The sequence below is a fragment of the Leuconostoc sp. S50 genome (assembly GCF_016624925.1).
GTDB lineage: Bacteria > Bacillota > Bacilli > Lactobacillales > Lactobacillaceae > Leuconostoc > Leuconostoc pseudomesenteroides.
This window is the reverse complement of sequence record NZ_JACVUE010000002.1, coordinates 230,859-244,300: the sequence shown is the minus strand read 5'-3', so window position 1 is coordinate 244,300 and position 13,442 is coordinate 230,859. Positions and strand designations below refer to the sequence as shown.

Below are 13,442 nucleotides of genomic sequence, written 5' to 3'. Positions count from 1 at the left end.
GAGGGATATATGAATCAAAAGGTCAGTGCGGTAATTGTAACTTTCAATCGACTTGCGTTATTGAAAGAAGTTATTGAGAGTTTGCAGCAGCAAGAGACTGCTATATCGCATTTAATTGTGGTAGATAACGCCAGTGAGTCAGATACACAATCCTATTTGGAATCACTAGGGGATCGAATTGAGTATGTTCGTTTACCAAATAATATTGGTGGCGCTGGTGGCTTTAATGCAGGAATCCGTTACTTTATGGCGCATACTAGTGACGACTTTGTATGGTTAATGGATGATGACACAGTGCCACAAAGTGATACATTATCGCAATTACTTGCGTTTTCTAACGTTAAAAAAAATTTTGGATTTTTGGCTAGTGATGTACGATGGACTGATGGTCATCGCGCCCTTATGAATCGGCCAGCCCCAATGAATCGGCTTAAAAAAATATCTGAAGATTTAGTTAATCCAATACAAATACAAAATGCAACATTTGTTTCCTTATTATTGAAAAGGTCGGTAGTTAAGCAAATTGGTTTGCCAATTACTGAATTTTTTATTTGGGGTGATGATATTGAGTATACTGAAAGAGCGGCGCGTGTTGCTCCAGGATTTTTTGTACCTCGCGCAAAAGTTGTTCATAAAATGGCGGCAAATGTTGGTAGCAGTTTATTAAATGATGTGCCGGAACGAACTCCTAGATATTTTTACTCTTATAGAAATAAAGTTTATTATGCTAAGAAAAGGGACAATTACCGAAAATATCGTGCGTTTTTGCGTATATTTTTGGAATACTTACAAATTAAGTTTTCTAGAACTGAACGAAAGCAAGAAAAATTATCAATTCTAAAACGTGGTGTATTAGCTGGAAAAACTTTTTATCCGCACATAGAATTTGCGGATGATTTTAATGACAACAATTGAAAATAAAAACTAACTAACTTTGTACTAAGCAAACTAGTGATATTTAAAAAGAAGGCGTAAGCCTTCTTTTTAACGTCTTTCATTAGCAACCCGAATTAGGTCTGATACAAATTTATTTAGCGTAACGACATCATCATTATCAGGGCTAAGGTTGATTTTAACGCCCTCAGAACCTTTAATACCAGATGTTTTGGCAAATTGTGCTTCAAATTTTGGGACAGCCAAGCCAAAATCACTGAGATAATAAGTGTCACCAGAGCCAGCCACGCCATATACAACACCTGTTAAATCGTCATGAGCAAGGTCTTCAAAAAAGTCTAGGCCTTCATCTGGAAGCGAACCCTTATCGTATGTATAAGGGACAACGATGGCGATGTCGACATTTTCCAGTTCATCGGCCTCGGTTTGGCTGATTTCTGTTTTTTTAACTGATATGTTTGCTGCGACTAAGGCGTCAACAATGACGTCGGCAACTTGTTCATTGTTACCCGTGATAGTTGCATATACCACTTGTGCATTCATTTAAAAATCCTCAATTCATTATCTTCAATACTATTATAACGATTTATTGACGCGTTGCACAGCATTCGTTTGTGCAAAATGTAACGAATTGTGACGGTTTATTGACAAAACAACAAAAACGCTTTACTTAGTAGGTTGGTGGCCTTATTATATTAAGAGTATTCGAAATAAAAAACCGCAATACAATGCAAATTTTCAACTGCCACTTGCGTGAATTAGTTATTCTATCACAAGCATAATAACTAACACGCCAATAGGAGATTAAAAATGATACATCAGTTGTTGGCTGAATTCATGGGTACAGCACTCATGATAATTTTTGGGGTTGGCGTTCACGCTGACGAAGTGCTGAACCGTACAAAATATCACGGTTCGGGACATATTTTTTCGATTACAACTTGGGGATTTGGTATTGCCATGGTGTTGTTCATCTTTGGTGATGTCTATATTAATCCCGCAATGGCGTTGGCCCAATATATTTTGGGGAATATTGATTTACCTTATTTTATAATTGTCAGTTTTGTAGAAATTTTTGGGGCTGTTATAGGGTCACTGATTGTATACGTTATGTATGCTGATCAATTTAAATTATCAGAAAAAGACATTGATCCGGTCATTGTTCGGAATATCTTTTCGACGGCGCCTGCTATTCGTAATTTACCACGTAATTTTTTTGTTGAAGCATTTGCGACGTTTATCTTTCTAACAGGTATTTTGTCCATTTCTGCTCACGCCGGTGGTGTGCCAGGAATGGTGCCACTAGGTGTTGGCTTTCTCGTTTGGGCAGTCGGTATGGGGTTAGGTGGTACAACTGGATTTGCAATGAATCAAGCCCGGGATATGGGACCAAGAATCGCATACACAATTATTCCATGGCAAAATCGAACAACGAGTGATTTTAAATATGGGTTACTCGTTCCAGGAATTGCCCCATTTATTGGCGCAATTTTCGCGGCACTGTTTGCTAAATTTTATCTTGGAATATAAGCGCTTTAAATCCTAACGTTCGTTTTTGTTTCTTATAAGATAGCTTTTGTTCGGAATAACCGAACTTTTTTTTGTTTTGTGAGAGAAGGTTAATATGATTACGAACGCATTGACTATAATAACTGGTAAACTAGATATTGGAGATAGTTAGTCATTTTCCATTAAGACAATTGCGGATATTGTCTAAATTCATTTTAAAAGGACATAAATTATGCTTGAAAGATATTCACGACCAGAATTACGCAATATATGGTCATTGCAAAATCAATACCAAACATGGCTTGATGTAGAAATTGCGGTTGATGCTGGTTGGGTTGCTGAAGGGCACATACCAGCTGATGATTTGGCTAAGATACGCGCCAATGCGACTTTTGATGTTGACCGTATTGCCGAAATTGAATTGTCTACGCGCCATGATGTAGTGGCATTTACGCGTAATGTGTCTGAATCCTTAGGTGATGAACGGAAGTGGATTCATTACGGTTTGACTTCAACAGACGTTGTTGATACTGCGCAAGCCTTACGATTGCGTCAAGCAAATGACATCATTAAACAAGATTTAAACGAATGGCGCGAAGCTATTAAATCACTGGCGTTAAAGTATAAAGATACCGTCATGATGGGGCGTACTCATGGTGTTCACGCTGAACCCACAACATTTGGTTTAAAAATGGCTCGCTTTTACGCTTCTGCAACACGAGCGATTGAGCGTTTTGAGCGTGTGGCAAAAGAAGTTGAGACTGGTAAATTATCTGGCGCCGTTGGTACTTTTGCTAATGTGCCGCCGCGAGTTGAAGAAGTGGCAATGGCTGAATTAGGTTTAACCCCACAACCAATCGGTTCACAAGTCCTGCCAAGAGACTTGCATGCCGATTATATCCAGACAATCGCTTTGATTGGCACACAAATGGAAGAGCTTGCTACTGAAATCCGGTCATTACAACGTTCAGAAATTCATGAAGTCGAAGAAGGTTTTGCTAAGGGTCAAAAGGGATCCTCGGCAATGCCACATAAACGTAATCCGATCGGGGATGAGAATATTACCGGATTAGCGCGCGTATTGCGTGGTTACGCAGTAACGGCGCTGGAAAATGTGACATTGTGGCATGAGCGTGATATTTCACATTCATCTGCGGAACGTATTATTTTGGCTGATGCAACGGCTCTGATTGATTACATGCTGCACCGCCACACTGGTATCTTAACCACTCTTGGCGTTTTCCCAGATACAATGCGTAAAAATATGGACCGGACGTATGGCTTGATTTATTCGCAAAGGTTACTATTGAGTTTAATTGATGCGGGATTGTCACGCGAGCAAGCTTATGATACTGTACAGCCACTAACAGCACGTTCATGGGATGAGCAACTCATGTTCCGTGATCTGGTTGACGCTGATCCGACCATTCAAGCTAATTTAACGCCTGCACAAATTGATGATGCATTCGATTATCACTACCATTTGCGTCACGTAAACGAGATTTTTAAGAGAGTAGGCTTAGCATGAACAACTTGATTAGTCATCCAGCAATAAAAAAAGTGCTTTTAACGGAAACCGACATACAGGCACAAGTTCAGCGTGTTGCCAATGAATTAACAGAAAAGTTTCAAGATAATGAACAGCGGCCTGTTTTTATCGCTGCTTTGAAAGGTGGGGTTATTTTCGCCACAGACCTGTTGCGAAAAATGCCTCTTGATGTGGACTTTGACTTCATTGACGTTAAAAGTTACAGTGGATCTGCTTCTACAGGTCAGGTTAAAGTCGTTCATGATGTGAATATGGATTTAGCTGGACGTGATGTGGTTGTCATAGACGACATTATTGATTCCGGGCGTACAATGCAATGGCTAAGTGATTATTTCGCCCTCAAAGGTGCTAAAACTGTTACCACTGTTGCCTTGGCTGATAAACGTGAAGCGCGTGTAGTTGATTTTGATGTCGATTATTATGGTCTGATAGTGCCTAATGAATTTGTGGTTGGTTACGGTATGGATTATAATAATTATTTCAGAAATTTGCCAGTCATTGCCGTTATTGATTTTGATAAATTGAATTTGATTGGTTGATAAAGAATTATAAAGTAAGTATTGTTATTATTTTATCATTTCTGTATAATATAAAATAAGATTTCGATGAAAGAAAGAGTACATTACTTTTTAATGATATAGAAAGCGCTAGTTGATGGGAAAGCGTCATTAAAGGTATTGGAAAGTAATTCTGGAGAGAATCAATGTTTTGAATAACGAGACATTGATCGGTCACGACCGTTATATCGTATGGCTATCGGCATTGCGCCCGTAGTTAAGATAGAGATAGCTAGTTTAGTTTTGCTAGTTAAACGACGGTGGTACCGCGAGAATTCGCCCGTTAATTGTTTTGATAACAATTAGCGGTTTTTTTATTGGAAAAAATAGTGAGGATGACCATATGGAAAATTCAGTTGGTGGCTTGTATCGAGTCAAGCACAATAGCACATAATCACAAATAGCATTTGAACGTAATGGAGAGAACCGTATGACAACAAAATTAGATATTAAAAAGACTTTATTATTAGCATCATTGATTTTCGGCATGTTTTTTGGCGCAGGGAACTTAATTTTTCCCGTTCATTTAGGGCAACTAGTTGGTCTAAATTGGGGGCCCGCCACTATTGGTTTTTTACTTAGCGCAACTGTTATTCCGCTAATGGCACTCATCTCGCTATCGCAAACGCGTGCATCAGGTATTTATGACTTGGCTAAGCCCTTGGGACGTGGATTTGCGATATTTTTCCTGGTTGCTGTCCATGTTTCGTTAGGACCGATGATTGCCACACCGCGTACAGCAACGGTTGCGTATTCATTAAGTTTCGCTAACTGGATTCCGAGTAGTTGGCAGTCAATTGTGCAATTGATATTCTCGGCAATTTTCTTTGGCATTGTTTATTTCTTGGGATCGCGTGAACAAAATTTGACGAAGTATATTGGTCAATATTTAAATCCCATTTTCGTTATTTTGTTGGTTTTGATTTTTTTGTTAGCGATTTTCAATCCCATGGGCACTCTAAAGCATACGGCTGAAGCTGCTTATCAAACAAAGGCATTCTCGTCGGCATTTCTTGAAGGGTATAATACGCTCGATGCCATTGCAGCCTTAGCATTTGGCATTACGATCGTTCGTGCTATTGAAGCCATGGGATTTAGTGGTCGTCGACAGATCGCGCAAATTACTGCAAAAACCGGTTTTATTGCAATTGCTGGTATTGCGATTGTGTATATTGGTTTAATTTTGCTAGGCGCTACGTCGTTGTCGCATTTTAAATTATCAGAAAATGGTACAACTGCTTTGATGCAAATTACCAATCATTATCTTGGTTCTTTTGGGGGTGCGTTCTTGGCTGTGATGGGTACAATAGCTGTTTTGACGACAGCGATTGGATTAACAGCAAGTTTTGCGCAAGATTTTCACCGTATTTTTCCAAAGATTAGCTATAAAAAATGGTTGATTTTGACGATTGGACTTTCGTTCATGGCTGCAAATTTTGGATTAGATAATATTATTGCTTGGGCTGTGCCAATCCTCATGTTTTTATATCCAATCGCAATTACGCTGATTTTGTTGGGATTATTATCACCATTGTTTAATAATGCAAGTGTCGTTTATTTATCAACCATGATTTTTGCAATGATACCAGCAATCATGGATGGTATTGCCAATTCACCATTTTCAGGATTGTTCAAAGGGTTGGTCGGATATCATGACGCCAAAGGAGTACTGCATTTTGGTGTTTATCAAAATTTGTTGCCATTTGCAGACATGGGTTTTGGGTGGATTACGCCAACGATACTTGGATTTTTGATTGGATTTACCCTGTATAAAATTAAGTTAAATCGCATATTGAAACCGGTCAGTGATACAATGCAGTAAAAAAAAGCGATCTTAAGATCGCTTTTTTTGTTGGCTGATAAAATTTTGTAAACTATCTGAGTAGAGCGGTTGATTTTGTTGCAATTCAGCAATATTTTTTGCGCCCAATAAAGTGAATAAGCGTGGTAATGCTTGTTGCCAGTCTAATATTTGTTTGGTCAAATCTAATTCGCCATGATCCATCAGAGTTTGTAGCATGAAACCGGCACTTGAGGCCAAATTGGCGCCAAGCATTAGACTGGTTACAATATGATTGGCGTTATAGATGCCACCTGTTGCTATCAGCGGTAGTGCATTTTGTGCGAGTTGTGCTGAAATGAGACTTTCAACCGTAGAAAGTCCGTAATTGTCTATATTAAACGAATCGTCGTTACGATTACGCCGACGTTCAATCACCGCAAAGTTTGTGCCATTGGCGCCCCCAACATTGATTGCGGCGGGGTGGAGTTGTGCTATTGTTTGATAAGACGCAACGCTCATCCCAAAGCCAACTTCTTTAATAATGACTGGAACAGGTGATTTGGCAATCACTTCGGCTAAGTTATCAAGCCATTTAAATTGGCGATCTCCCTCAGCCATAACAAGTTCTTGTGCAACGTTAACGTGCATCTCAATGGCATTAGCGTCAATCATGTCAATCGCGTCTCTAACATGTGCGATGGGGTGATCAGCACCTAAATTTGCAAAAATAAATCCTTCTGGATTGCGTTGGCGAACAATTTTAAATGTTGTTGCTTGTGATGGCTCTTTAAGTGCAATCGATTGGGAGCCAACTGCCATTGCCAGACCAGTATTAGCGCTAACAGTAGCCAGCTGTCCATTAACACGACCAGTCAGAGCAGAACCACCAGTCATAGCTTCAATATAAAATGGCCAATTAAATTGATGTTGAAAGAGATTAGCAGTCACATCAACATCTTCAATGCTCATTTCAGGAAAAGTGTTTGGTAACCAACGAATATCATCAAAGGAAGCACCAATTTGTTTTTTTGGCGTCGTATCACGCCATAAACTGACACCAAGGGATAAATGTTCATCTTTTCTATGTGCTTGTGGTGATTCAGTCATATTAACCTCTATTCTGTGGTGCAATGTTCATCATGTGGACGTCGATACCCGCAGCTAACCATTGATCATTAATAGTTGACGGTGAGTTAATGACTGCAAAACCATTGTCACCAAAGCCAGCGCCACTAATTTTACCAGCCGTTTGATTTAGCGTGCTGAGTAAATAACTTAATTTAGGTGTGATGTAGCTGTTAGGTAATGTGCGGGTGAGCAAGTCTTGGTTGTCATGTAACCCTTTGGCAAATTCATGATAATTTTGCTGTATTAAGTTAACGATGACTTGTTGCACAATTGTTTGACTTGTTTTTAAAAAATGTGAATCAAGGGTGCTATCAGCAACTGCTTTAGCTGTATCTGCGCTTTCATGTGTTGCGCCTAAAACCAGTTGCCAATCAGTTGGCCAAGGTAGTGGGGTGATGCTTAATAGCGGCCATGATTTGTCGACAAAAGTGGGGTTCAGCCATTGGTGATTATTGACGTTCAATGACGATAAATCTGGGCTTGTGTAAGCAATAGCGCCACCAAAAGTAATCGCAGCAACATCACCTAGTGAGCCATTTTGTTGAACATGCAGATGTGCGAGTGCTGCTAATTTAAATTGTGTGAGAAGATCCAATTTTAGATGGAAATGTTGGGTGATGGCTTTAACAACTGCAACAGTGACTGCTGCAGATGAACCGAGTCCTAGTTTTCCGGTTGCACTATTGAGGTCGCTCGAAATCGTTATATGGACGTTATTAAAGTCTGCAAGCAAATCATTGAGATAAACATAATCGTGCATAATCTGAATGGCGGCACGTACAAAACGCCACTCATCATGATCATCATGAGATAAATGATCAATATCAAAAACAAGCGGGGTTTCTATAATATTTGAGGTTATGATTGAGCTGTCGTTTGTCGTCTTGATTGTAATTGTCAGTCCAGTCTCGACAGCAACAATTAGTGCTAAATTACCAGGCTGTGTAATTGCATATTCGCCAGCTAAAAATAATTTTCCAGGAACAAATATTTTAGTCATAAGTAATACCAGGTCCACTAACTGCAACGTCTAGTTTGAGTTGGGGTAAATGATCGTGAAGCGCTGCCACAATTTCAGGTGCTTGGGCTTTCGTCGTGACGATTTTGACGTTTGGACCGGCGTCTAGTGTTGCATAGGCCAGTATACCTTGACGTCGCATGTCTTTGATTAAGGACAAAATCAATTGTGTTTCATCTGTAAAATAGGTGAATGGCTGGCGGGCGGCGGTCAAATTGAGCGCGTGCATAGCCAACGCATTGTTTTCAGCAATGGCACCTATTTTTTCGATATCCGCATTTGCCACAGCAGCAATCATATCATCAAATTGATTTGCAGACTGCTTGATCCAATCATCATAATTGGGTGAAGTCATTGCGCGCATCATGCCTTCAGACGAACCAACTTTTTTACTCTGACCAGATACTTCTGCAACAATGAGGGCAATCGGCATATCAGGTGCGTGCAAACTTTCAGCAAAAGATGAGTCATCGTCTACGCCTTCATGCCAAACAGCAAAGTGACCAAAAAAAGAACGGCTAGCGGATCCAGACCCACGTCTTGCTAATCGTGAAAGTGTTTCTTTAGGTAAATCAAGCCCTAAATAGGCAGCAACCTCACCAGTCAAAGCCGCAAATGCTGAAGCAGAAGATGCCAGACCGGCACTTGTCGGCACATGATTGTCAGATGAAACATTTAAAGGTGGAAAATCACCTAATTGAGTTCGTAATATGTTTAAAAACGTGTGCACGCGCGTAGCGTCACAAATTTGTTCGTTTAATACAAATGTATCTGTGCCAGTTTCACTGGTTGAAACACTAGTCGTCGTGTAAAAACGATCAAGTGTTAATGAGAGAGAACTGGTAGTTGGTAAATTAAGAAATGAATCTTTTTTCCCCCAGTATTTAATGAGGGCAATATTGGTGTGGGCAGTAGCTGTCATAAAGGTTGAATCCATGTATTTTGAGCGCCAGCTTTTGTTAGCGCATTAGCAATAGTAATCGCATCATTGTTGTTTTTGGCTAAGGCAAACATAGCACCACCGATGCCAGCACCTGTCAGTTTAGCGCCAAGTGCGCCAGCGTGCGTTGCAGCGTTTACCAGTTTATCTAATTTGGGGTGAGAAATGCCCAATGATTGCAGTTCATGATGTGCGGCAGTGAACATCATACCGAGATGTTCAGGATTATTTTCAGAAATATCAAGCCGAATTTTTTCGGCAATTTGTCCAAGATGTGTGATTGATGCCCAAGCACGATCATGATCTGTCAACAAAAATTCTTTGACAATACTGATAGCATGGACTGTTTGTCCGTGAATACCAGTATCAGCTAACACCAGTGTACCTGTTAAATTCATACCAAAAGTAGACATACCTTTATTTTTAATAAACCAAACGGGATTATCGGCATTAACTGTCGTCGTATCTAATCCAGACGGTGAGCCGTGTGAAATCACTTCTTCGATATTGGTAAAGTAGGCTAACTCTTCCTCGCTCAAATCCGTATCAAAATAATCAAAAAAGGCTTTTGTAATCGCTGTTGCTAAAGCAGCCGAAGCACCAAATCCGCGTTCCTGAGGGACGTTTGAATCGATAGCTAGGTGAAAGGGCGTCGTGCTCATATCGAATTTGTCTAAAAGACGTAATAGCAGTTGCCGAGCCCCCTCGACATTGGCCCCTAACTCACTTAAATCGCCGTGAAATTCAGCCCCATCAATCGTTTGACCACGAAATGCAGGACGTAGAGTGGCTGTAACAGTCATATTTGGCAAAGGGATTGCAATCGCAGGTTCACCATAAACAACGGCATGTTCGCCAATCAAAATCGCTTTTGCGTGGGACTTGCCAACGCCATTCATTTGACTTAACATAATTTCCTCCAGATGTTCCTTACTATTGTACCGCACGAGGCCATTTAGTGTAAAATATAAAGAGAATGACGTTGTTTAGTGCGTGTAATGCATGCAGTAAACAGCGCCATTCAAAATATAAAGTGCTGATGAGCACACCGAAGAAAGGTATTTTTATGAACGCCAACAATACATTTGTGGTTTTAGATCTTGAAACCACAGGACAAAGTGTGGCAAAGGGCGGGCGCATTATTCAAATTGGTATGACATTTATTCGGCAACGAAAGATTGTTGACCATTTTGAGTCTTTTGTAAATCCAGGTCAGTTGATTGATCGGCAAATTCAACAATTGACACACATTAGCCAAAAAGATGTACAACATGCGCCATATTTTGATGAAATTGCGCCAATGTTGCAGAGCTTACTGTCAGATGCCGTGATTATTGCGCACAATATTAATTTTGACTATCCCTACTTGAATGATGAATTTGAAAGAACTGGATTTCCCGTTTTACAAATTCCAGCAATTGACACTGTACAGTTGGCGCAAATTTTGTTGCCAACTGCACCGGGATATCGACTGTTAGATTTGACAACGTATTTGGATATCAATTTAGTAAATGCCCATCGCGCCAACGCTGATGCGCATGCGACTGCTTTACTTTTCTTAGAAATGTGGCGCCGTGCTGAACAGTTGCCGTCTGTGGTATTGCAACAATTACAAACTGGCGATTGGCCACTTTTAAGGCAAACCCAGCAGTTTTTAAAGTTGGTTCGTTCTAAAAGTACCAAGCCATTTGATGTTCAAGACAAGGTGGCGTTGCAAATTAATCAACAGGTTTCCTCTGCAAACCTTAAAGATATCGAACCGATTGAGTATCCTGCAACTGTGGCCGAAAAGCGCGCCTTATTTGGTGAATGGTTAACTCAAAATGAAGCGCAAGAATTTCTAATGGATCGAACCCATCGTTTTTTAACAAAACGCTCTGATGGTCTATTGACGGTTTTGACAGCGCCACGGATGGGCAAAACAATTGCTTATTTAATTCCGGTCATTTTAAGCCAACAAAACACTGTGTTACTCACAAATGATGATAGTTTACAAATGCAACAATTAGCCTTGTTAGAAAAGTTATCATCTCTGTTTGATGTGCCATTTAGTAGTGCAATATTGTATGATCCTTCTGCTTATATTGATTTGTCACGTTTCATTAAAACGTTAGCCGTTCACGATTCATCACAAGTACAATTTGCTAAAGCACGGTTGTTGGTCTGGTTGACTCAAACGAAAACTGGATTATTGCAAGAAATTAGTATTGGCTTGCACAATTTAGATATCATTCAAGAAATTCGTGGCGATGAGCAATCAGAATTTTTCAAAAGAGCACGTCAAAATGCGGATAATGCTAATGTGTTGATTATGAATTTTCAAACTTTTTTCACGCAGGATCAATCATTACGTCAAAAAAGGCAAATTCAAAAATGGCCATTAGTTGTCATGGAAACCCCAGCGCAATTTGTTGACGATTTGCGGCAGTATTTTCATGTGTCATTTAATGTGACAGCACTAAAAAATGATTTAAAGGGTATTGCGCATCAAGAAGTTACCGGATTGACGCATAAACAGCGATTGTTTATTAGGCAAAGTACGAGTGAAGCACTCAAAATTTTGAAACAGTTGACACAATTAGACAGTACTAGGACTAATTTGAAACGTACTGAACGTTTAGCCTTGGTGATTTCTCATATTAACCAACTGTTGTCGCTTACAGAAGCTCATTTACCGAAAGAATTTCAGTTGCTTGAAAATCAGCTCAATAAAATTATCAGGCTTCAAACGCAAGACGATGTGGTGAGTGGGAACGAGCAGATTTCTGAAAATGGCCAGTCACAGATCATTTTGAGTTTCGATGTGTTAGAACGCGCTATTTACCACAAAAAAATTGTTGCACATATTCGAAAATTATTAGTAGTTAGTGAATTTTTGCCAGCTGGTGTGACGGATTTTTTGCGTGATGTACCAGATACTTGGACCATTGAGCGAGATTTTGTTCATGATGATCGCAAACCGGTCCAATTGGTACAATTACAAAAAAAGTCGCCCATTCTGCATTTGCAGGCTATGACCCAAGAGGATGTTGGTGAAATTATGGTCATCGTGCCTAATGAGGAACGTGTGAACCACTGGTATCAAAAAATAAAATATGCGGTGACAACGAATTATAATATTGTAGCGGAAGGCGTCACTGGTTCTTTAGAAAAAATCCAACGTCAAAGTCGAACAAATCGTCAAAACATTGTGATTGTAACGCCAAAAATTTTTGGGACGATGTGGCAACGTGATCAAGAGTTACCAGCGATTGTGATCGTGCCTGAGCGTGACGTATGGCAGCCAGTTGCAAGACTTGCATCCGTATTAAACCAAATGCAACGGCACCAATCGGCTATGCTAGTAACACAATTAAATGCCATGCAACGTAATCGATTCAAACAACAGCTCGCAATAGTGCCATTTAATGTTGAGCATGATTTAGTGGCACAATACTATGAACTTTTTAATCAGCGTTAATTTTCACAGTCAGGGGAGACGTTTATTTGGTACAATATAAGTGTATGTGCATAAAGGAGTAACATCATGATGCAATTTAAGGACGACATTCGAATCCGCCAGCGTCGCCGCCGAACTCGCATTCATTGGGCACGAGTTTGGTTTCTAATTATTGGTGCTGCTATTGTGCTGGGGACTTTGACACTAGGCTATTTTTATTTGTCGCTGTCACCCATGCGGGAAGCGGAAACAAGAATTGAAAAAATTGTTCGTCAGAAATCAGACATTGTTACCGTAACGCAAGTGTCAGTTGATTATCGAGACCGTACGACCTATGCCGCTTCTGGTGAAACTGCAAATGGGACAAAAAAAGTTGCCATTGTGCAAGATAACAAAGTGAAAACATACAGTCGTTCTGAAGGCATGTCAAATGCCCAATTACGATCACTTTTACTTAAAACCTATCACCCTAAAAAGTTATACAGCGCTAATATTAGCCGCTACAAAAACGTTTTAGTTTGGGAAATTAGTTACAAAGCACAAAATAATAAACTCAATTACCTAACCCTAGATTTTAAAACAGGTAAGGTATATCGCGCCATATCGGGCATGTAATTAAGGATGA

Annotated in this window: 12 protein-coding genes and 1 other annotated feature; of the genes, 7 read left to right on the top strand and 5 right to left on the bottom strand. The window is 39.9% G+C overall.

Features of this window, described 5'->3' with window-relative positions:
- The first annotated feature begins 9 nt into the window (after positions 1 to 9).
- Positions 10 to 915, top strand: a complete 906-nt coding sequence (locus IAE53_RS03745; RefSeq protein ID WP_200135995.1) for a glycosyltransferase family 2 protein — start codon at positions 10 to 12, stop codon at positions 913 to 915.
- Between the two features lie 69 nt (positions 916 to 984).
- Here IAE53_RS03745 and IAE53_RS03740 read toward each other — a convergent pair whose 3' ends face one another.
- A complete protein-coding gene (locus IAE53_RS03740; RefSeq protein ID WP_148423806.1) occupies positions 985 to 1,437 on the bottom strand; it encodes a flavodoxin in 453 nt (150 codons plus the stop codon).
- 267 nt (positions 1,438 to 1,704) lie between these two features.
- On the opposite strand from IAE53_RS03740, the gene larD reads away from it, so the two are divergent.
- The 4 genes from larD (at position 1,705) to brnQ (ending at position 6,331) form a co-directional block, all read left to right on the top strand.
- Positions 1,705 to 2,424 (top strand): D/L-lactic acid transporter LarD, encoded by a 720-nt coding sequence (gene larD / locus IAE53_RS03735; protein WP_148423807.1) that lies wholly within the window; start codon positions 1,705 to 1,707, stop codon positions 2,422 to 2,424.
- Between the two features lie 211 nt (positions 2,425 to 2,635).
- Positions 2,636 to 3,931, top strand: a complete 1,296-nt coding sequence (gene purB, locus IAE53_RS03730; protein ID WP_200135994.1) for an adenylosuccinate lyase — start codon at positions 2,636 to 2,638, stop codon at positions 3,929 to 3,931.
- Positions 3,928 to 4,491 (top strand): hypoxanthine phosphoribosyltransferase, encoded by a 564-nt coding sequence (hpt, locus tag IAE53_RS03725; RefSeq protein WP_010296244.1) that lies wholly within the window; start codon positions 3,928 to 3,930, stop codon positions 4,489 to 4,491. The genes purB and hpt overlap by 4 nt, the downstream gene beginning before the upstream one ends.
- Positions 4,492 to 4,548: 57 nt before the next feature.
- Positions 4,549 to 4,796 (top strand) — a binding site (T-box leader).
- Positions 4,797 to 4,939: 143 nt separating this feature from the next.
- The gene (gene brnQ / locus IAE53_RS03720) at positions 4,940 to 6,331 is read left to right on the top strand and encodes a branched-chain amino acid transport system II carrier protein (protein WP_200135993.1); all 1,392 of its coding nucleotides are present in this window, start codon (positions 4,940 to 4,942) and stop codon (positions 6,329 to 6,331) included.
- A gap of 12 nt (positions 6,332 to 6,343) precedes the next feature.
- Here the strand turns inward: brnQ and fni are convergent, their stop codons facing one another.
- From fni to mvk, 4 genes are read right to left on the bottom strand one after another with little or no spacing between them, the layout of a single operon-like run.
- On the bottom strand, positions 6,344 to 7,399 hold the full coding sequence (gene fni / locus IAE53_RS03715) for a type 2 isopentenyl-diphosphate Delta-isomerase (RefSeq protein WP_200135992.1): 1,056 nt from the start codon (positions 7,397 to 7,399) through the stop codon (positions 6,344 to 6,346).
- Between the two features lies 1 nt (position 7,400).
- Complete coding sequence (locus IAE53_RS03710) at positions 7,401 to 8,420, bottom strand: phosphomevalonate kinase (RefSeq protein ID WP_200135991.1); 1,020 nt, start codon at positions 8,418 to 8,420, stop codon at positions 7,401 to 7,403.
- Positions 8,413 to 9,375: a diphosphomevalonate decarboxylase gene (gene mvaD / locus IAE53_RS03705; protein ID WP_200135990.1), complete on the bottom strand. Its 963-nt coding sequence runs from the start codon at positions 9,373 to 9,375 to the stop codon at positions 8,413 to 8,415. The genes IAE53_RS03710 and mvaD overlap by 8 nt, the downstream gene beginning before the upstream one ends.
- A complete protein-coding gene (mvk, locus tag IAE53_RS03700) occupies positions 9,357 to 10,289 on the bottom strand; it encodes a mevalonate kinase (protein ID WP_010296222.1) in 933 nt (310 codons plus the stop codon). Before mvk ends, mvaD begins: the two co-directional genes overlap by 19 nt.
- 155 nt (positions 10,290 to 10,444) lie before the next feature.
- On the opposite strand from mvk, the gene IAE53_RS03695 reads away from it, so the two are divergent.
- Positions 10,445 to 12,838 carry an exonuclease domain-containing protein gene (locus tag IAE53_RS03695; RefSeq protein ID WP_200135989.1) on the top strand — a complete coding sequence of 798 codons (2,394 nt, stop codon included), beginning with the start codon at positions 10,445 to 10,447 and terminating at the stop codon, positions 12,836 to 12,838.
- Positions 12,839 to 12,904: 66 nt separating this feature from the next.
- Positions 12,905 to 13,432, top strand: a complete 528-nt coding sequence (locus IAE53_RS03690) for a hypothetical protein (RefSeq protein ID WP_010296216.1) — start codon at positions 12,905 to 12,907, stop codon at positions 13,430 to 13,432.
- Positions 13,433 to 13,442: the final 10 nt, after the last annotated feature.